A 19,857-nucleotide genomic window follows, 5' to 3' on the forward strand; every position below is an offset into this window, starting at 1 on the left:
AAGGTGATCGGCGCATCCTCAGGAGCCCAACCCATGGAGCGCGTCACGATGAAGAACCCCGAAACGACCAAAAAGCTGCGCAAGTCGGATCTCGCCACGCCGACCGGCCTCGGTGCGGACGCCACGCGCGACATCTCGGGCGGACTGAGCGCATTGCTCGCCGACACCTTTGCGCTGTATCTCAAGACGAAGAACTTCCATTGGCATATGTCGGGGCCGCGTTTCCGCGATCTGCACCTGCTGCTCGACGAGCAGGCATCACAGATCTTCGCCATCACCGACGACATCGCCGAGCGCGCGCGCAAGGTCGGCGGTACGACGGTGCGTTCGATCGGTCACATCTCGCGCCTGCAGCGCCTGGCCGACAACGACGCCGACTTCGTCACCCCGCAGGACATGCTTGCAGAGCTGCGTGACGACAACGAGCGCTACGTCGGCTTCCTGCGCGAAATGCACGGTGTGTGCGACGAATACGGTGACGTCGCCACCGCGAGCCTCATCGAGAACTGGATCGATGAGGGTGAGCGCCGCGTGTGGTTCCTCTTCGAGACCGCACGCGAACACGCGTAAGATTTAAAGGGCCGGCGCCCGGGCGCCGGCCCTCTCGTGTCACTTCCGCGGCGTCGCAATGTCGCCGATGAGATCCTTGCCGTCGGCGCGCACGAGGTGCGGGTATTTCAGCCCGCCGTGGTAATCCACCTTCACGGTCGAGTAATCGTCGATGTCCTTGATGAGGAACTCGATCGGCGCGCTGTTCGACTTCGCCGCCGTGACCGCATCCTTGAGGACCTGCGCCGAATAGTCCTTGCCATTGATCGCAACCAGGGTCACGCCCGGGACGAGTCCGGCCTTCGCGGCGACGCCTTCCCACTGTGCATCCGTGATGACGCCCTTGTCGGATACCTGGATGCCCAACGAATAGGCCAGGTTTACCGTCTTGCGGAGGGATTCCGCCGTCTTCACGAACGGCGTGGGCTTGTCGTCGTAGACGAGCTTCCAGCCGCCGCCCTCGATGCCGTGCTCGGGTAGCGTGTCGCCGGTGGCGTCGAGGCGCTCGCGGAGGAAGCTTGCCCAGTCGTACGGCTGGATGCCGTTGAGCGTGGCGATCACGTCGTCGAAGGTATAGGTCTTCGGCGTGTAGCTGCCGTTGTCCATGCCGTAGAACGCGCGCGCAAACTCGTCGAGCGTGTGCTTGCCGTTGGACAGGGTGCGGATCTTCGTGTCCACGTCCAGCCAGAGCAGCTGCCCTTCGGGGTAGTAGTCCGAGCTGCGCCTATAGTTCGTCCACCCCGGCGTGCCGCGCGACGTGAGCGGGATGCCGTCAGCCGTGTCCTGCAATGAGCGCCACGAACGTCCCGTGCGGGCCGACATATCGGCGGCTATGCCCGCCAGCGAGTCGCGCCACTGCGCGGTGGTCCAGATGCCCGAACGCGCCGTGAGCACGCCGGCCCAGTAATCGGTCAGGCCTTCGTATACCCAGAGCAGGTCGTCCTGCATCGGTTCGGCAAAGCTCGGCGTCCACAGGTCCGCGGGGCGACGGAACTTGCCGTTCCACGAATGGATGTATTCATGCGGCAGCAGCGTGCCGGCGGCCACGTTGACGTCCGCGTCCGTGAAGAAGTTCGCGAACAGGCGGTCGTCGCTGGACTGGTGGTGTTCGAGTCCGAAATGGCCGGTGTGGTCCGAGGTCACCAGCAGGAAATCGTAGTGCGCGTAGTGATGGGCGCCGAACAGCCGGTTGGCCTGCACCACGAGGGACCGCTGCTTCGCGATCTGCTCGTCCGTCGCCTTCACCCCCGCGGCCGTGTCGCCCGTGATGTTGAGGTGGACGTGGGTGTCCTGCCCAGGTGCGAGGTCGATGCGCGTGAAATGCTTGCCGGTCATCAGCGGCGAATCGACGAGGTTCTCGAAGCTCACCGGCTTGAAGCGGACCTCGTCACCGGATTGCGCGGCCGTTTCCAGGGCCGAGGCGTACTTCCAGCCGGCGGGCAGTTTCACGCTGGGTTCGACCGTGATGCGACTGCTGTAGTACCCGGCCGGATAGAAGGCCACTTCGTTGAACGAGAGCGGGATGTAGCTGGGCGTGGCCGGCGCCAGGTAGTCGAAGCTCAGTTCGAGCGCATTCACGCCTGCGGGTAGGTCGACGTGGAAGGCGTACATCTCCTGCAGGTCACGACGCCAGGGGAGGCGTTTGCCGTTGCCCGTCACCACGAACCCCGCGACATTGGCGAGGGGGCCGGAAGGCCCGTGTACGCCGGGAATCCACTTCGGGTAGTAAAGAATCGCGTGATTCCCGCTGACCGGTATGGTCTCGCGCACGTGATAGAGGTGCCTGGCGGCATCGGAAAGATCGACGTGCAGCACGAGGTTGCCCGGATACGGCTGGTCGACGGCAGCGGGCAGATCGGCGGCCGTGGCGGGGGCGGCGAGGGCGATCGCGGAAGCGACGGCGGCGGCGAGGGTGGCGCGACGAAGCGGCAGACGCATGGTTCGGATCCCCTGGCGGTTGGCGATCCCCGATGGTCATGGGCGGCTGTCGCTCCGGGCCCGTGCCATAGGTCATGCCCACCCGGGCCTTGTTTGAAACGGGGGACTTCGCAGGGCAGGAAGCCGTCGATAGCATGGGCCCATGAAAGCACCCACCCTGCGACGCATCCTCAACGCGTGGCCGCCCTTCCTGTTCACCGGGATACGCGTCGTTACCTTCGACGACTACCGTTACGCGAAAGTGCGTCTGAAACTCGCCTGGTACAACCGCAACTACGTGCGGACGCACTTCGGCGGCAACCTGTTCTCCATGACCGACCCGTTCTGGATGATCATGACGCTCAAGAGCCTTGGCGACGATTACATCGTCTGGGACCAGGCGGCCGAGATCCGCTTCGTAGCGCCCGGTCGCGAGGATGTCTACGCCGAGTTCCGCCTCGACGACGCGGTGCTGGACGAATTGCGCGCGGCGACCGCCAACGGCGAGAAGTGCCTGCGCTGGTTCGATACCGAGGTGCGCACGGCGGCCGGTGAGCATGTCGCCACCGTGCGCAAGCAGCTCTACGTTCGCCGCAAGAAGGCGAAGCGCTGATCCAGCGAGTGCCTCAGAACAGCAGGGAGGCCATTTTCTTGCGATAGGTGCTGACCAGCGCCGCGTCGTCGATGGTGGCGAAGGCGGCGAGGAGGCGCTTCTTGGCCTGACCGTCGTGCCAGTCGCGTTGGCGCTTGAGGATGTCGAGGAACTGCTGCAGACCCGCTTCGGTGTCGCCTTCGATCAGCAGGCGCACGCCGAGCAGGTCGCGGGCTTCCCAGTCGCTGTCGTCGTTCTGCACGCGTGTACGCAGGACGTCGAGCGGCGGGGCATCCGTGAGCGCCCGGGCGAGTTCGAGCTGGCTGCGCAAGCGCACGGCGCGTGCATCGGTGGCGAGGTTGGCGGGCAGGGCGTCGAGTTCGGCCTGCGCGGGTTCCACACGGCCCGCGCGCATCAGAGCCAACGCGAGGTCGAGCTTCAGTTCGGCACGGTCCGGCTCGGCGGCGATGGCCTGCTGGATGCGGTTGATGGCGTCTTCGGGGCTCTCTGCGGGAGCCTGCGTCGCCTCGGTCTCGACGGCCTCGGCCGGCTGCACGCCGTGACGGGTGAGGAATTCGCGGATCTGGCCTTCGGGCAGCGCGCCGGCAAAGCCGTCCACCACCTGCCCACCGCTGATCAGGATGACCGTGGGGATGCTGCGCACGCCGAACATGGCGGCGAGCTGCTGCTCGGCATCGACGTCGATCTTGGCGAGGCGGAACGCGCCCGCGTACTCGGCGGCCAGCTTTTCGAGAATCGGGCCCAGCGATTTGCACGGACCGCACCATTCCGCCCACAGATCCACCAGGATGGGTGTGGTGAGCGAGGCTTCGATGACGTCCTTCTCGAAGGCCGCCCTGGTCGCGTCGAAGACATGTTCACTACGGGCCTGGGCGCTGTTCACGGGGATGCTCCTTGAAAGTCGATGCCCCGTAGGTCGGGGAAGAGGGGCAGCATATCAAGGCCCGGCATGGCGGGGAGGGGCGAGCGCCGACGGCTCCCGTCATGCGCCGTTTACGCGGATTTGCGATCATATGGCGCGGGCCCTCGCGGCCTTGGACCGCTGGAAGGCATGCATACCGCCCAGGAACTGATCGTCTGCGAACACTGCGATTCCGTTTATCGGAGGCAGGCGCTTGGCCGTGGCGAGGTGGCGGACTGCGTGGTCTGCGGCGCCGTGCTCGAACGTCACCAGTGGCTGGGTGTCGAGGCGCAGTTCGCGCTCATCGTGGCGGCGCTGATCGTCTTCGCCATCGCCAACCTGTCGCCGATCGTGACCCTGGGGCTGTCTGGCATGACGGCCGCCACCACGTTATGGGGCGCCGTGATCGCCATGTGGCAGGACGGCGCCCAGGTGGTGGCGTTCCTGAGCGCCATGACCTTGTTCTTCTTCCCGCTCAGCCAGCTCCTGCTCTTCGGCTGGGTGCTCTGGTTTGCCCGTAGCGGTCGCCGCGCTCCGGGGTTCGCGCAGGCGATGTCGGCGCTGGTCAAGATCAAGCCGTGGAGCATGATCGAGGTCTTCATGCTCGGTACGCTGGTGGCGGTGGTGAAGGCACACACGTATTTCGACGTGGTTCCGGGGCCGGGCATCTGGGCCTTCGGGTTTTTGACGCTGTTGATCACAGTGTTCTCCAGCCATGATCCGCGCGACCTGTGGAACACCACCCGCGAGGACGCCGCATGAGTGTGCCACCGCGGGCCCGTGACCTCGGGATGATGTCCTGCCACGTCTGCCGGCTCATCACGGCCTACAGCGACGACCCTCATGCGCGCTGTCCGCGTTGCGACAACGTGCTGCACGTGCGCAAGCACGGCAGCATCGCCCGCGCCTGGGCGCTGCTGGTGGCCGCGGCGATCTTCTACATCCCGGCCAACGTGTTCCCGATCATGCGCACGCAGAGCCTCTCGTCGAAAGACGACAACACGATCCTGAGCGGCATTTTGGAACTGTGGCGAGCCGGGTCGCCGGGGCTGGCGGTCATCGTCTTCACGGCGAGCATCGTGGTACCGATGCTCAAATTCATCATCATGGGCTACCTGCTGGTGTCCGTGCAGCGGTCCAGTGGCTTCGTAGCCCGCCAGCGGGCGAGGCTCTACCGCTTCGTGGAACTGGTGGGCTACTGGTCGATGCTCGACGTGTTCGTCGTGGCGATCCTCTCGGCCCTGGTCCACTTCAAGATATTGAGTCGCGTCGAGCCGCTGCCCGGCGTGGTGTATTTCGGCGTGGTCGTCGTGCTCACGATGCTTTCGGCCATGAGCTTCGACCCGCGCCTGATCTGGGACAACAGGAAATCGCAATGAGCGACAGCAACGAAGGAAATACCTCGCCGCCGGAAGATCTGCCGCAACCGGTCGTGCGGAAGTCGAAGCTCGGCTTCTCGCTGATCTGGCTGGTGCCGATCGTGGCCGCGCTGGTCGGCCTCTCGCTGCTGGTAAGCCATTACCTGTCGGCCGGTCCCCGGATCACCGTCACTTTCCAGACGGCGGAGGGCATCGAGGCCGGCAAGACCCAGGTCAAGTACAAGAACGTCGTGATCGGCAAGGTCACGACCATGAAGCTGTCGAAGGACCGCACGCACATCTCGGTGATGATCGACCTGGAGAAGGACGCCCGTGCCTTTGCCACCAAAGGCACACGCTATTGGGTGGTGCGTCCGCGCGTCGGTGCCAGCGGTGTATCCGGCATCGATACGTTGCTTTCCGGCGCTTTCATCGGCGCGGATGCCGGCGCTTCGGAAGAGGAACAGAGTGATTTCAAGGGTCTCGAAACGCCACCGGCCGTTACCCATGGCGCGCCGGGTCGGCGCTTCGTGCTGCACGCGGGCGACCTCGGGTCGCTCGACATCGGCTCGCCGGTCTACTACCGGCGTATCCAGGTTGGACGCATCGTGTCCTATCAATTGGACAAGGACGGCAAGGGCGTATCGCTGCAACTGTTCATCGACGGTCCGAACGATCGCTTCGTGCTGAAGGACTCGCGATTCTGGAATGCCAGCGGCGTCGACGTCTCGCTCGGTGCAGACGGCCTGAAGATGAACACGCAGTCGTTGGCCACCGTCATTGCCGGTGGCGTGGCGTTCCAGGATCCCCCGGGGCCGCACGACGAAAGCCCGGCACCGGAAATGGCCGAATACACGCTGTTCAACGATCAGGCTACGGCCGTTGCGCCGCCGGATGGCAAGCCGCGCTACATCCGCATGCGCTTCGAGCATTCGTTGCGTGGTCTCGCGGTCGATGCACCGGTGGAGTTCCTCGGGGTGAAGATCGGGCGCGTGGTGTCGGTCAACCTGGACTACGATCCGGCATCGCAGACCTTCCCGGTCATCGTCGGCGCGCTGGTCTATCCGCAGCGTCTCGGCCAGGCAAATGAAAAACTCGCCAAGGCCGTTGGTGGCGACGAGGACACGTTGTTCCCGCGCATCATGAGCGGGCTGGTGGCACATGGTCTGCGTGCTCAGGCGCGCACCGGCAACCTGCTGACCGGCCAGCTCTACATCGCGTTCGACTTCGATCCGAAGGCCAAGAAGGTGGCGTTCGACCCGAATGCCAAACCGGTGGAACTGCCGACCACGCCGGGCGACTTCGACCATCTGCAGGAACAGATTTCCAGCATCGTCGACAAGATCGAGAAGATTCCCTTCGATTCGATCGGCCGCAACCTCGATGGCAGCCTGAAGGAACTCAACGGCACGCTGAAGCAGGTCAACACCGAGCTGATGCCCGAGGCGAAGAAGACCTTGCAGGGCGTGAACCGCACCGTCGGCACAGCCAACGACGCGTTGTCAGAGAACTCGCCGCTGCAGCAGAACATCAGCCAGACGCTCGAGGAACTGCAGCGCACCGTCCGCTCGGTCCGTGCCTTCACCGACTATCTGGGCCGCCATCCGGAGGCGCTCCTGCGCGGCCGTGGCGCTGACGCACCGCCGAAGATCAGCACCCCGTCCGCGAAGACGGGCAAGGAAGAACAGCCATGATCCATTCCCTTCGTCTTGCCGGTCTCGTGGCCCTCATCGGGAGCCTCGGCGCCTGCGCCTCGTCGCCCACCCATTTCCACACGCTGGTGCCGCCGGCCGCTCCCCCGGCCAGCGGCACGGCGGCGTTTGTCATCGACGTGCAGCCGGTGGGCGTGCCGCCGCAGGTCGATCAACCCGCACTCGTGCTTCGTCAGGGCGCCAGCTCGATCGCGGTGCTGGACGGCGAGCGCTGGGCCTCGCCGCTGGGCGACGAGATCCGGGCCGCGCTGTCGACCGACCTGACGGCACGCCTTGGCACGCACGACGTGCACGGCCTGCCGCGCGCACGGGACGCAAAGGTGGTCCGCGTGCAGTTCGACGTCCGTCGCTTCGACTCGGTGCTGGGTGGCGATGCGACGGTGGAGGGTGCCTGGTCCGTGCGCGGTCCCGCCGAGGGCGCCGCGGTCACGTGTGCGTCGCGCGTGTCCGAGCCCGCCGGGTCGAGCTACGACAGCCTCGTGGACGCGCATCAGCGTGCGCTGGGCAAGGTCGCCGACCAGTTGGCAGTGGCGATCCGCTCGCTCGCCGCCGGGCAGGCCGCCACCTGCGCTCTGTAGGCCCCATAGAAACAGGTGGGAGCCACCCTGGTGGCGATAAGCCAACGAAGCGGTGTAGCAGCGAGGCAAGCTACCATCGCCATCAGGATGGCTCCCACCGGCAGGTTCCCATCACCACGAAGATGGGCTCCACCAGCAAATTCCGATCGTCGCCATAGCAGCCCCCACAAGGCCCCAGGCTTGGCCTCACCGTCCCCGTGGGATAGTCTCCCGCGATTGACCGCCGCGTTCTTCGCTGGCGGCCACCCCACGATTTCCACCGGTACCGAACACCATGCAGGACACCCACGATCAGGGCACGCGCGAGCAGGGCGGCTACGCCCCGGACGTCGTCGAGACGGCCGCACAGCGCTTTTGGAACGAGACCCGCGCCTTCGAGGTGACCGAGGACCCGGGCAAGCCGAAGTACTACTGCCTGTCGATGCTCCCGTACCCGTCGGGAGCCCTGCACATGGGACACGTGCGCAACTACACCATCGGCGACGTGATCAGCCGCTTCCAGCGCCAGCAGGGGAAGAACGTGTTGCAGCCGATGGGCTGGGATGCCTTCGGCCTGCCGGCCGAGAATGCCGCGATCAAGAACCGCACGGCGCCGGCCAAGTGGACGTACAAGAACATCGATCACATGCGCGAGCAGTTGAAGCGCATGGGTTTCGCGTACGACTGGACCCGTGAGGTCACCACCTGCGATCCCGAGTACTACCGCTGGGAGCAGCAGATGTTCACCCGGCTGATGAAGAAGGGCCTGGTGTACCGCAAGAACAGCGTCGTGAACTGGGACCCGGTCGATCAGACCGTGCTCGCCAACGAGCAGGTGATCGACGGCCGCGGCTGGCGCTCCGGCGCCATCGTCGAGAAGCGTGAGATCCCGCAGTGGTTCCTGAAGATCACCGCTTATGCGCAGGAACTGCTCGATGGTCTCGACGCGCTGCCGGGCTGGCCGGAAGCGGTCAAGACCATGCAGCGCAACTGGCTGGGCCGTTCCGAGGGTCTGGAGATCTCCTTCGACGTGGATGGGCAGAGCGAGCCGCTGACCGTGTTCACCACGCGGCCCGATACGCTCATGGGCGTGTCGTATGTCGCCGTGGCGGCGGAGCATCCGATCGCGACGCGTGCTGCGCTGTCCAACCCGGGCTTGGCCGAATTCATCGAGAGCTGCAAGTCCGGCGGCGTGTCCGAGGCCGAACTGGAAACCCAGGAGAAGCGTGGCTACTACACCGGCGTGGATGCGACGCATCCGCTCACGGGTGAAAAAGTGCCGGTGTGGGTCGCCAACTTCGTGCTGATGGGTTACGGCACCGGCGCGGTCATGGCGGTGCCAGGCCACGACCAGCGCGATTGGGAGTTCGCGCAGAAGTATTCCCTGCCGATCAAGATGGTGGTGGTCGACCGCGCCTTCGTGGACGCCGTGGCGGAACTGAAGCGCGATCTCGCGGCCGAAGGCACCGACACCGTGCAGAACGCACTGGATGGCGGTTCCTCGGATGCGTATCAGTCGTCCGCTGCCGTCGACACGATCAAGGACTTCGAAAACCGCATCCAGACCGTGGGTGCGTACACCGATTACGGCACGCTGATTCATTCCGGCCCGTTCGATGGCATGGACTTCAAGGAAGCCTTCGACGCCATCGCCGCCCGGCTCGAAGCCCAGGGCCGAGGCGAGCGCCGGGTGAACTGGCGCATCCGCGACTGGGGCGTCAGCCGCCAGCGCTACTGGGGTTGCCCGATCCCGGTCATCTACTGCCCGACCTGCGACGCGGTGCCGGTGCCGGAAGACCAGTTGCCGGTGATCCTGCCGGAAGACGTGGAATTCTCCGGCGTGCAGTCGCCGATCAAGGCCGATCCCGAGTGGCGCAAGACCACCTGCCCGAGCTGCGGGGGCCCTGCCGAACGCGAGACCGATACGTTCGACACCTTCATGGAGTCGAGCTGGTACTACGCGCGCTATACGAGCCCGGGCGCGAAGGGGCAGGTCGACGAACGCGCGAACTACTGGACGCCCGTCGACCAGTACATCGGCGGCATCGAGCACGCGATCCTGCATCTGCTGTACTTCCGCTTCTATCACAAGCTCATGCGTGACGAAGGGCTGGTGCAGAGCGACGAGCCGGCCGTCAATCTGCTCTGCCAGGGCATGGTCATCGCCGAGACCTACTACCGGAAGGAAGCCGACGGCTCGTCCACATGGTTCAATCCGGCCGACGTGGACGTGCAGCGCGACGAGCGCGCGCGCATCGTCGGCGCCGTGCTGCGCGCCGATGGGCAGCCGGTGGAAATCGGCGGCGTCGAGAAGATGTCCAAGTCGAAGAACAACGGCGTGGACCCGCAGTCGATGGTGGAGAAGTACGGTGCCGATACGGTGCGCCTGTTCTCCATGTTCGCCGCACCGCCGGATCAGTCGCTGGAATGGAACGAGGCGGGTGTGGAAGGCATGGCGCGTTTCCTGCGTCGCCTGTGGCGCGACGTCAACGCGCACGCCGAGGCCGTGCCCACGGCGACGCACCCGGCCGGTGAGGGCGCCCGCAAGGCGCTGCGCCGCCAGTTGCACGAGACCATCCAGAAGGTCGGCGACGACATCGGCCGCCGCCAGTCGTTCAACACCGCCATCGCCGCACTGATGGAGCTGCTGAACGCGCTCGGCAAGTTCGAGGACACGAGCAGCGAGGGCGTGGCGTTGCGGCAGGAAGCCTTCACGGCGATGGTCCAGCTCATCAACCCGTTCACCCCGCACATGGCGCATGCGCTGTGGCAGGTGCTCGGCCATGGCGAGACGCTGGTCGAGGACGCCGGCTGGCCGCAGGTGGACCCGGCAGCCCTGGTCCGCGATTCGCTGACCTACGCGGTTCAGGTGAACGGCAAGCTTCGCGCTACCATCGAGGTGCCGGCCGCGGCCTCGAAGGACGAGGCGGAAGCCATGGCACGGGCGGAACCGAACGTGGCCCGCCTTCTGGAGGGACAGACCGTGCGCAAGGTGATCGTCGTGCCCGGCAAGATCGTCAACATCGTCGCAGGATAACCATGAGCCCGAACCTCCTTCGTTCGCTTCGCGTCGCCGCGCTTGTCTCCGTCGTGGCGCTGGTCAGCGCCTGTGGTTTTCACCTTCGTCACAGTGCCGCTCTGCCGCCGGGGATGAAAAAGATCCACCTCACCGTGTCGGGCGGAGGACGCCTCGAGCGCGAGCTGACCCGTGCGCTGGAGAATTCGGACGTCACGGTGGTGGACAAGCCGGCGACCGATGCCGCCGAACTCGCGATCACGTCCAACACCTTCCGTACCGACTCGCTCACGGTGAGCGGCACCGCGCGCGTGACGGAATACGCGGTGCGCTACCACGTGGACTTCAACGCCAAGGCGAGCGATGGCACGGTGATCATTGCGCCGCAGTCGGTCGACATGTCGCGCGAGTTCAGCTACGACGCCACCAACACCATCGGTACCGCGAGCCAGACCGAGGAACTGCAGCGCAGCCTGATTGGCGACATGGTCCAGGCGATCCTGTTCCGTCTGCAGGCCGCCGGCGCGCATCCCGCCCTGGCAGCGCCTGCGCAGGCGCCCGCCTCGTCGAACTGACCGCTGGTGCCGCTCAATCCGTCCCAGTGGCAGAAACATCTGGCCGGCGACCGCATGGCGCCGGTGTATCTGCTGGTGGGCGAGGAATTGCTCGTACTCGAAGCGGCCGATGCCGTGCGCGCCATGGCGCGCCGGCTCGGCTACGCGGAGCGCGAGGTACTCGAAGCCGATAGCCGGTTCGACTGGGACGATCTTGCTCGTGCGTCTGCGGGGCTGTCGCTGTTCGCGACGCAGCGCCTGCTCGACCTGCGGCTCGCTGGCGGTCGTGCCGGCAAGGATGGCGGTGCGGCCATCACGGCCTTCGTCGGCGATCCGCCGCCCGACACCACCTTGCTGATCACCGCCACCGAGTGGAGCAGCAAGCACGAATCCGCCTGGACGAAGAACGTGGATCAGGGCGGTATCCAGGTCGTGTTCAACGCGCCCCGGCCGCACGAGTGGACGGCATGGGTCGGCTCGCGGCTCGCCTCGCGCGGCCTCAAGGCCACGCCGGACGCGGTGGCGATGCTGGCCGAGCGCGTGGAAGGCAACCTGCTCGCCGCTGCCCAGGAAATCGACAAGCTCGTGGTGCTTGCCGGCGACCGCCCGCTCGACGCCGCGACGCTGGAAGGCCTGGTGGCGGACAGCGCCCGCTTCGACGCGTTCAAGCTCACCGATGCCGCTTTCGCTGGCGAAGGCGGCCGCGCGTTGCGCATTCTTGCCGGGTTGCGGGCCGAGGGCGACGAACTGATCGCGCTGATGGGCTGGCTGGTGAACCAATTGCAATTGGCGATGCGCCTCGCCAACGCCCGCGATGTCTCGGCGCAGGCGAAGATCGAGCGCCTGTGGCCCGCGCGTGAGCAGCTTTTCCGCAAGGCGCTGCGTCGTGCGCCACGTGAACACTGGATGGCCTGCCTCGCTCGCGCCGCGCGGATCGATCGCATGGCCAAGGGGCGCGAGCAGGGCGATGCATGGCTCGAAGCGGAGCGGCTGATCGCCGCCATTGCCGAACCGCGCGCGGCCACGGCATTCGCATGAGCGGCATGCGTCCGCTCGCCATCCTCGGCGGCACCTTCGATCCCATCCACCACGGCCATCTGCGTGCCGCGTGGGAAGCCGCGGAAGCGCTGGACGCCGAAGTCCGCATGGTTCCCGCGCGTACGCCCCCGCACCGGCCGCCGCCGGTCGCCGACGCAGCGGGGCGCGTGGCCTTGCTGCGCGCTGCGCTTTCCGGACAGCACCGTCTCTCCATCGACACCCGCGAGCTCGAGCGCGAGGGCCCGTCTTACACCGTGGACACCCTGGCGTCCCTGCGCGACGAGATGGGGCCGGAACGCCCCCTCGTGCTGCTCGTGGGCATGGACGCGTTCGCTGGCCTGGCGTCCTGGCACCGCTGGCGCGACTTGTTCACTCTGGCCCACGTGGGTGTACTCACCCGTCCGGGCGCGGCCCACGCCTTATCCGATCCCCTGGCCGAATACGTGGCTGACCGCCGTGCGCCGCACGTCGAAGGGCCGGCCGGCAGCGTGATCGGGATCGCCATCACGCCCCTGGACATCGCCGCCACCGCCATTCGCGAGACGTTCGCGGCGGGACGCGAGCCGCGTTTCCTGTTGCCGTCGGCGTGTTTCGAGGATGAGACGCTGCTCGCGCCGTACCGGGCGCTGGCCTCGGTATAGGGCCCTCGCCGCTTGCGTGGGGCCGAAAACCTGCCTCGGCATTTGACGCGACCCGACCGGGCGGGGGGTATACTCCCGCCAACCCCGGCATTCCGCCGTGAGAGGGTTCCGCATCTTGAGTTCGACCGCATCCCGCAAGGCCAAGTCCGCCGCCAGTAACGAGCACCTGCGCCAGCGCGTGGTTGCAGCCCTCGAAGATCTCAAGGCCAAGGATGTCCGCGAAATCGACGTCCGCGGCAAGACCTCCATCGCCGATATCCTGTTCATCGCGTCGGGCACCTCGGCCCGCCACGTCAAGTCGATCGCCGACGAAGTGATCAAGTTCGCCAAGGAAGCGGGCGTGATGCCGCTTGGCGTCGAAGGCCAGACCGAAGCCGAATGGGTGCTCGTCGACCTTGGCGACATCATCGTTCACGTGATGATGCCGCGTATTCGCGAGTTCTACGGCCTGGAACGTCTCTGGACCGTCGGCGACGACGGCGCCGAAGCCGCGAACGCCTGAGCCCGCCGTGCGGGCTCGCCTCATCGCCGTCGGCGAACGCATGCCGGCCTGGGTGGCCGAAGGCTTCGCCGAGTACCGCAAGCGGCTGTCGCACGAGCTTCCGCTCGAACTGGTCGAGATCAAGCCCGGCGCGCGCGGCAAGGGTCGCGACGATGCGAAGGCAATCCTCGACGAAGGTGTAGCGATCCTCGCGGCCTTGCCGCGCGACATCCACGTCGTGGCCCTCGATGGCCGCGGCAAGCTGTGGTCCAGCGAAGACCTCGGCCAGCAACTCCAGCAGTGGCGGATGGGCGGGCGTGACCTCGCCTTCCTGATCGGTGGCCCTGACGGCCATGCGCCCGACGTGCTCGCACGTGCCGACCAGACCTGGTCCCTCGGACCGCTGACCTTGCCGCACATGCTCGTTCGGCTCGTTCTGGCGGAGCAGTTGTATCGCGCCACGACGTTGGTCGCCGGCCATCCCTACCACCGCGCCTGAAGGAAACGACGTGCTTTACCTGGCTTCGCAATCCCCACGTCGACGCGAGCTGCTGGATCAGCTCGGCGTGAGCCATCGGACGCTGGAGGTAGACGTCGAAGAGATCCGCCAGACGAGCGAATCGCCCGATGCCTACGTCTCGCGCGTGGCGCTCGACAAGGCACGCGCCGGCTTTGCGCGCGTTGCCGGTGAGCCGGATGCGCGCGTATTGGGCGCGGACACCGAGGTGGTGCTCGGCGACGAAGTGTTCGGCAAACCGCGCGACGCCGACGACGCAGCCGCCATGCTGGCGCGCCTCGCCGGCCACGAACATCGCGTGGTATCGGCGGTATGGCTGGTGGATGCGACGGGCGCACGGGAGGCGGTGTCCGTGTCCACGGTGCGCTTCGCGCCGCTCTCGGCGGCCGAGATCGCCGCCTACGTCGCTACGGGCGAGTGTTTCGGCAAGGCCGGCGCCTATGCCATCCAAGGTGGCGCCGCTGCTTTCGTGGCACATCTTTCCGGCAGTTATTCAGGTGTGATGGGCCTGCCGCTGTTTGAAACTTCCCGGCTCCTCCGCGGTCCGTGACAGGTCGTCGATTCGCGGGCTATAAAGCACGATGACTCAAGGAAAAGGGGCCGTGGTGAGCGAGGAAATCCTGATCAATGTCACACCGCGTGAGACGCGGGTGGCGATCGTCGAAAACGGCATGCTCCAAGAGGTCCACGTCGAGCGCGCGCAAAAGCGCGGCTACGTGGGCAATGTCTACAAGGGGCGGGTGCAACGGGTGATGCCCGGCATGCAGGCCGTGTTCGTGGAGATCGGCCTCGAACGTGCCGCCTTCCTGCATGCGTCCGACATCGTCCGCCCGCCGCTGCCGCCGACCGATGCGCCGGTGGAAGGCAAGAGCAGCGGCCACGGTCCGGTGCCGCCGATTTCGGAACTGGTCCACGAGGGCCAGGAAATCGTGGTGCAGGTGGTCAAGGATCCCATCGGCAGCAAGGGCGCACGCCTGTCCACGCACCTGTCGATTCCGTCTCGCTACCTCGTGCTGCTGCCGCATTCGCGCACGCTGGGCGTGTCGGTGCGCATCGAGGAAGAGTCCGAGCGGCAACGGCTGAAGGACATCATTCTTCCGCTCATCGGCGAGAACCACCTCGGTTACATCGTTCGCACCAATGCGGAAGGCCAGTCGGAGGAATCCCTGGCATTCGACGTGACCTACCTCGGCAAGGTATGGCGCGTGGTACAGGAGAACATCCAGAAGGCCAAGGTCGGCGAGCGCGTCTACGAGGAACTGTCGCTGCCGCTGCGCTCCCTGCGTGATTCGCTGAACGACGGCATCGAGAAGGTACGCGTCGATTCACGCGAAACCTACGAGAAAACCGTCAAATTCGTGCACAAGTTCATGCCGGTGCTTTCCGACCGCATCGAGCACTATGCGGGCGAGCGGCCGATCTTCGACCTGTACGGCGTGGAGGACGAAATCCAGCGCGCCCTGCGCAAGGAGGTGCCGCTCAAGTCCGGTGGCTACCTCATCGTCGACCAGACCGAAGCGATGACCACGATCGACGTCAACACGGGTGGCTACCTCGGTAGCCGCAACCTCGAGGAAACCGTTTACCGCACGAACCTCGAAGCAGCGCAGGCGGCAGCGCGCCAACTGCGCCTGCGCAACCTCGGCGGCATCATCATCATCGACTTCATCGACATGACCGACGACGAGCACAAGCGCCAGGTGTTGCGCATGCTCGAGAAAGGTCTGGCGAAGGACCACGCCAAGACCACGGTCTATCCCATGTCGGCGCTGGGTCTCGTCGAGATGACCCGCAAGCGCACCACCGAGAGCCTGGAACGCCAGTTGTGCGAACCGTGTCCGGCATGCAGTGGACGTGGCACGCTGAAGACCGCCGAGACCGTGATTTACGAGATCTTCCGCGAGATCACTCGTGCCGTACGTCAGTTCAATGCACAGAAACTCCTGGTGATGGCCAGCCCCAAGGTGGTCGGGCGCATCCTGGAAGAAGAATCGGCCGCGGTTGCCGAGCTGGAAGAATTCATCGCCAAGAGCATTCGCTTTCAGGCGGAAGAGCATTACTCGCAGGAACAGTTCGATGTCGTTCTTCTCTGAACCCGGCGCGATCCGCCGGCGCCCGGGCCGGTGAATTCGTCCTGGCGCCATCGCGTACGACGCCTGCGGTTTCTGCTTCTGGGTCTTGTCGCGAGTCTGCTGGTCGCTCTCGCGATCGTCATGGCGCTCGGCCAGCTTCTGCTGCCGCTGGCGGCCCGTTATCCCGAGCGCGTTGCCGCGCTCATCAGCGAAAAGGTCCAGCGGCCCGTGCGCTTCGCGTCGCTGGAAGGCTTCTGGCGTCCGTCAGGCCCGCTCTTCGTCATGCGCGACGTCACCATCGCTTCTACCGGCGGCGGCGAGCCGCTGCATCTCCCGCAGGCGGCGGTGAAGCTGGACTTCGGCGGCCTGGTGCTGCCGTCGCGTCACTTGATCAATCTGCGTCTGCGCGATCTGCGCCTCGGCCTGCATCGTGCGGCGGATGGTCGGTGGAGTATCGACGGCTTCGATGCCGGTGGCGGTACGCAGAAGGTGTCGCTGGGCAATGTTTCTGCCGACCTGTGGCTCAGCAATCTGCATCTCGACATCGCCGACGAAACCACGCACCGGCAATACGGTCTCGTCGCCGATCAGCTGCGCATCAGCATGCAGGGCGCCATTACGCGTTTCGGCGGCACCTTGCGTCGCGAGAACGTCAGCAGCCTGCTCACGGCAGCGGGCACGTTCGCGACGGACGGCTCCAACGGGCGTGTCTACGTCAAGGGCGCAGACATCGACTTCGCCGCGCTGACCAGCGACTTCGAGTTCGATGGCTACGCGCTCGCCGCCGGCAAGGGCAGCTTCGAATCCTGGCTCGACTGGCGCGATGCGCGCGTAGTGCGCGCTACCTGGCGCGTGGACCTCGACAATCTCGCCGTGCGCGGTCCGGCGCGCACGGTCAGCACCGCCGGCTTGCACGGCATCGTGGATCTGCATCGTCGCGCCGATGGCGATCGTATCGACTGGGCGGGGCGCGACGGCGGCGATCTCGCCTTGCTGCTTCCTCACGCGGGCAACCGCAGCGACGGCGTGCTGGCGGGGCGCAACATCGATCTTGCACCGTTGCTCCCCTGGGCCGGCGTGCTTCCGCAGATGTCGCCCGCGTTGGCGCGCTGGCTGGGCGAGGGCCGTCCGCGCGGCCGCTTCGATCAACTGCGCGCGGACTGGAATTCCGATGAGGGTGTGCGTTTTGCGCACGCCACGTTCTCCGGCCTCGGCATCGACGCGAGCGGGCGCCTTCCCGGCGTGTCTGCGTTGAAGGGCGAGCTGTTCGGCGACGGCGAGGCGTTCGTGCTCAGTCTCCCGACGCAGGCGACGACGCTCGACGTCACCGGGGTGTTTCGCAAGCCCTTCGTCATGTCGTCGCTCGGCGGTGACATCGCGGTCTACAAGGACGACGGCGATTGGCACATCGGCGTCGATCCGCTGGATTTCCGTGGCGAAGGCTACGGCGGGCAGGTGCGCGGCGAGTTCGTCTTGCCGGCGGGCGACGGCGGACCGTTCGCCGATCTGTATGTGGCCTTGGGCGACGGCGATATCACCGCGGCGAAATTGTTCTGGCCGATCCACTCGATGTCCGAGGCCGCCCAGAACTGGTTGAATCGCGGCCTGGTGGCCGGTCACATCGAAAGTGGCGCTGCACTCGTGCGCGGCAATTTGCGCGACTTCCCGTTCAAGAACCAGGAAGGCCGTTTCGAAGGACGCGCCGTCATCGACGACCTGGTACTCGATTACGGCACCGGCTGGCCGCGTGCCGAAGGCGTCTCGGCAGTCGCCACCTTCATCGACAATGGCATGTACGTCGAAGCCAGCGACGGTCATTCGCTCGGCAATGCGGTCAGTTCCGCCACGGCAGCCATTCCCGACTTTGCCGACGGCATCCTCGACCTGCGTGTCAGCGGTGCGGGCACGGGTGCCAGCTACCTCGATTTCGTCAAGAACAGCCCTGTCGGCAGTGGCAGTCGTGATGCGCTCGACAAGATGAAACTGGGCGGCACCGGCGACTTCGGTTTCAATCTCCTGTTGCCGCTTAAGAATGCGAAGGATTTCACCTTGCAGGGCAAGGCGTCGATCAAGGACGCGGATCTCGTCGCCGATGCATGGAAACTTCGGCTGGATGGCATCACCGGGCCGATGAGCTTCGACGGCAAGGGCTTCAGCGCGAAGGGACTGAAGACGTCGTTCCATGGGCAGCCCGCGCAGTTGGACGTCGCCATTGCGGACGCGACCGGCGATCCCTCGTCCATGGTCGCGGCCTCCGTCACCGGCGCGTTTACCGTCGGCGAGATGGTGGGCGATTACGAGAACCTGAAATGGCTCGCGGACGTCGCGAAAGGGCGGGGCACGTTCAAGGTCGGTTTCGATCTGCGCAAGACGGGGCAGGGCGACGAAACGGCACAGACGCTGCGCGTGGATTCCGATCTGCGTGGCGTGGAACTGACCATGCCCACGCCGGTAAAGAAACCCGCCAACGTCGCCACGCCGCTCAGCGTGACCGTCGGTCTCCCCGTCGATGGCGCGCGTCTTGACTTGGCGCTCGGCGACATCGTGCGCGGACGCCTGCGTCTTCCCACCGACAAGGTGCCCATCGCGGCGGCGTTCAATCTCGGCAGTACGGCACCGACCACGCTACCGGCGCAAGGCTATGCCTTCGGTGGCCATGCCTCGGCGCTGGACGTTTCCGGCTGGGTGCAATACGTCGTCGGGCTCTCCAGTGGGGGTTCCGGCCCGGGCCTGTCGTCACTGGACCTCACGGCCGACGACGCCCAGGTGTTCGGCCAGCATTTCGCCGGCATGCACATCGTCGCGAAGCCCGGCCCGCAGGAGCTTGCGCTGCGCGTGGACAGCGACGGCATGGCAGGTCAGTTGACCGTCCCCAACGACGACTTGCGTCGGCGCGGCATCACCGCACGCATGGATCGCCTGTGGTGGCCCTCGGCGGACGATGCAGCGGATGCGGCAAAGAAGGGCAAGGCCGTGGCCGGCAGTGCCACTGCGACCGCTGCCGCGCTGGCAAAGACCGAAAGCGCCAAGGCGCCTGCCTCGCCCGCGGCGCCGAAGACCCCGTCGGAAACCAACGAAGCGGGCGTCGCCCCGGCCAGCCTGCCGCCCATGCATCTGCAAGTCACCGACATGCGTCTGGGCAAGGCGCGTCTCGGCGAAGCACGCCTCGAAACCTGGCCCACCGACGAAGGCATGCACATCGATCAGTTGCGTGCGCAATCGAAGAACGTGCAGATCACCGCGTCGGGCGACTGGAACGGCGACGAGAAACGCAGCCGCACGCACCTCGCCATGGATTTCGCCTCCGAGGACGTGGCACGCATGTTCGACGCGCTGGGCTTCGCCGGCATTCTCCAGGGCGGACGCACTGAGGCGCGCCTCGACGCCACCTGGCCAGGTGGACCTTCGGCGCTCGCCCTGGCGAACATGGACGGCACGTTGAAGGTCGACGTGGCGAACGGACGCATTCTCGAAGTGCAGCCGGGTGTGGGTCGGCTGTTCGGACTCGTGTCAGTCACTGAGCTGCCGAGGCGCCTCTCGCTCGATTTCGGCGACGTGCTGGGCAAGGGCTTCGGATTCGATTCGATCACCGGCGACTTCCGCTTCGCCGATGGCAACGCCACGACTCAGAACCTCAAGATCCGTGGCCCGGCCGCCGAGATCACCATCACCGGACGTGCGGGCCTCAAGGCGCGCGATTACGACCAGGAAGTGCTGGTGGTGCCGCACCTCGGCAACAGTCTTCCTGTGGTGGGCGCGTTGGCCGGTGGTCCGGTTGGTGCCGCCGCTGGCCTGGCTGTGCAGGGGCTGCTGGGTCATGGCCTCAATCAGGCGGCACGCAAGCGTTACAAGGTCACCGGTAGCTGGGACAAACCCGTGTTCACCCCGATCGACAAGGGGCAGCCCTCGACGGCACCGCCCCTGCAGTGAT

Annotated in this window: 17 protein-coding genes; 15 read left to right on the plus strand and 2 right to left on the minus strand. The window is 66.1% G+C overall.

Annotated features, from left to right (window positions below):
- Window positions 1-48 precede the first annotated feature (48 nt).
- Window positions 49-570, plus strand: coding sequence for a Dps family protein (locus tag IM816_RS04225; RefSeq protein ID WP_072323189.1), 522 nt, complete (start codon window positions 49-51; stop codon window positions 568-570).
- A 39-nt stretch (window positions 571-609) separates the two neighbouring features.
- On the opposite strand, the gene IM816_RS04230 is transcribed toward IM816_RS04225, so the two are convergent.
- Entirely contained in the window at window positions 610-2,487 is a 1,878-nt protein-coding gene (locus IM816_RS04230; protein WP_250339900.1) for a M61 family metallopeptidase, read from the minus strand.
- A gap of 142 nt (window positions 2,488-2,629) precedes the next feature.
- On the opposite strand from IM816_RS04230, the gene IM816_RS04235 reads away from it, so the two are divergent.
- Window positions 2,630-3,079, plus strand: a complete 450-nt coding sequence (locus tag IM816_RS04235) for a DUF4442 domain-containing protein (protein ID WP_072322840.1) — start codon at window positions 2,630-2,632, stop codon at window positions 3,077-3,079.
- 13 nt (window positions 3,080-3,092) lie between these two features.
- On the opposite strand, the gene trxA is transcribed toward IM816_RS04235, so the two are convergent.
- Window positions 3,093-3,962 carry a thioredoxin gene (gene trxA / locus IM816_RS04240; protein ID WP_250339901.1) on the minus strand — a complete coding sequence of 290 codons (870 nt, stop codon included), beginning with the start codon at window positions 3,960-3,962 and terminating at the stop codon, window positions 3,093-3,095.
- 168 nt (window positions 3,963-4,130) lie between these two features.
- On the opposite strand from trxA, the gene IM816_RS04245 reads away from it, so the two are divergent.
- From IM816_RS04245 to IM816_RS04305, 13 genes are all read left to right on the plus strand, one after another.
- Entirely contained in the window at window positions 4,131-4,742 is a 612-nt protein-coding gene (locus tag IM816_RS04245) for a paraquat-inducible protein A (RefSeq protein WP_250339902.1), read from the plus strand.
- Window positions 4,739-5,359 (plus strand): paraquat-inducible protein A, encoded by a 621-nt coding sequence (locus IM816_RS04250; RefSeq protein ID WP_250339903.1) that lies wholly within the window; start codon window positions 4,739-4,741, stop codon window positions 5,357-5,359. Before IM816_RS04245 ends, IM816_RS04250 begins: the two co-directional genes overlap by 4 nt.
- Window positions 5,356-7,032 carry a PqiB family protein gene (locus IM816_RS04255; RefSeq protein ID WP_250339904.1) on the plus strand — a complete coding sequence of 559 codons (1,677 nt, stop codon included), beginning with the start codon at window positions 5,356-5,358 and terminating at the stop codon, window positions 7,030-7,032. Before IM816_RS04250 ends, IM816_RS04255 begins: the two co-directional genes overlap by 4 nt.
- The gene (locus IM816_RS04260; protein WP_250339905.1) at window positions 7,029-7,628 is read left to right on the plus strand and encodes a PqiC family protein; all 600 of its coding nucleotides are present in this window, start codon (window positions 7,029-7,031) and stop codon (window positions 7,626-7,628) included. The genes IM816_RS04255 and IM816_RS04260 overlap by 4 nt, the downstream gene beginning before the upstream one ends.
- Window positions 7,629-7,902: 274 nt before the next feature.
- Window positions 7,903-10,644 carry a leucine--tRNA ligase gene (gene leuS, locus IM816_RS04265; RefSeq protein WP_250339906.1) on the plus strand — a complete coding sequence of 914 codons (2,742 nt, stop codon included), beginning with the start codon at window positions 7,903-7,905 and terminating at the stop codon, window positions 10,642-10,644.
- Window positions 10,645-10,646: 2 nt separating this feature from the next.
- Window positions 10,647-11,198, plus strand: coding sequence for an LPS-assembly lipoprotein LptE (locus IM816_RS04270; RefSeq protein ID WP_250339907.1), 552 nt, complete (start codon window positions 10,647-10,649; stop codon window positions 11,196-11,198).
- Window positions 11,199-11,204: 6 nt separating this feature from the next.
- Complete coding sequence (gene holA / locus IM816_RS04275) at window positions 11,205-12,215, plus strand: DNA polymerase III subunit delta (protein WP_083527433.1); 1,011 nt, start codon at window positions 11,205-11,207, stop codon at window positions 12,213-12,215.
- A 5-nt stretch (window positions 12,216-12,220) separates the two neighbouring features.
- Window positions 12,221-12,856, plus strand: a complete 636-nt coding sequence (gene nadD / locus IM816_RS04280; RefSeq protein ID WP_250340694.1) for a nicotinate-nucleotide adenylyltransferase — start codon at window positions 12,221-12,223, stop codon at window positions 12,854-12,856.
- Between the two features lie 115 nt (window positions 12,857-12,971).
- The gene (rsfS, locus tag IM816_RS04285) at window positions 12,972-13,358 is read left to right on the plus strand and encodes a ribosome silencing factor (RefSeq protein WP_072322848.1); all 387 of its coding nucleotides are present in this window, start codon (window positions 12,972-12,974) and stop codon (window positions 13,356-13,358) included.
- Window positions 13,359-13,365: 7 nt separating this feature from the next.
- Window positions 13,366-13,836 carry a 23S rRNA (pseudouridine(1915)-N(3))-methyltransferase RlmH gene (gene rlmH, locus IM816_RS04290; RefSeq protein ID WP_250339908.1) on the plus strand — a complete coding sequence of 157 codons (471 nt, stop codon included), beginning with the start codon at window positions 13,366-13,368 and terminating at the stop codon, window positions 13,834-13,836.
- A gap of 10 nt (window positions 13,837-13,846) precedes the next feature.
- Entirely contained in the window at window positions 13,847-14,404 is a 558-nt protein-coding gene (locus tag IM816_RS04295) for a Maf family protein (protein ID WP_250339909.1), read from the plus strand.
- A 55-nt stretch (window positions 14,405-14,459) separates the two neighbouring features.
- Window positions 14,460-15,947, plus strand: a complete 1,488-nt coding sequence (gene rng, locus IM816_RS04300; RefSeq protein WP_072323192.1) for a ribonuclease G — start codon at window positions 14,460-14,462, stop codon at window positions 15,945-15,947.
- 30 nt (window positions 15,948-15,977) lie between these two features.
- Entirely contained in the window at window positions 15,978-19,856 is a 3,879-nt protein-coding gene (locus IM816_RS04305; protein WP_250339910.1) for a YhdP family protein, read from the plus strand.
- The last annotated feature ends 1 nt before the right edge of the window (window position 19,857 follow it).

Source organism: Luteibacter flocculans (genome assembly GCF_023612255.1).
GTDB classification, from domain to species: Bacteria; Pseudomonadota; Gammaproteobacteria; order Xanthomonadales; family Rhodanobacteraceae; genus Luteibacter; species Luteibacter flocculans.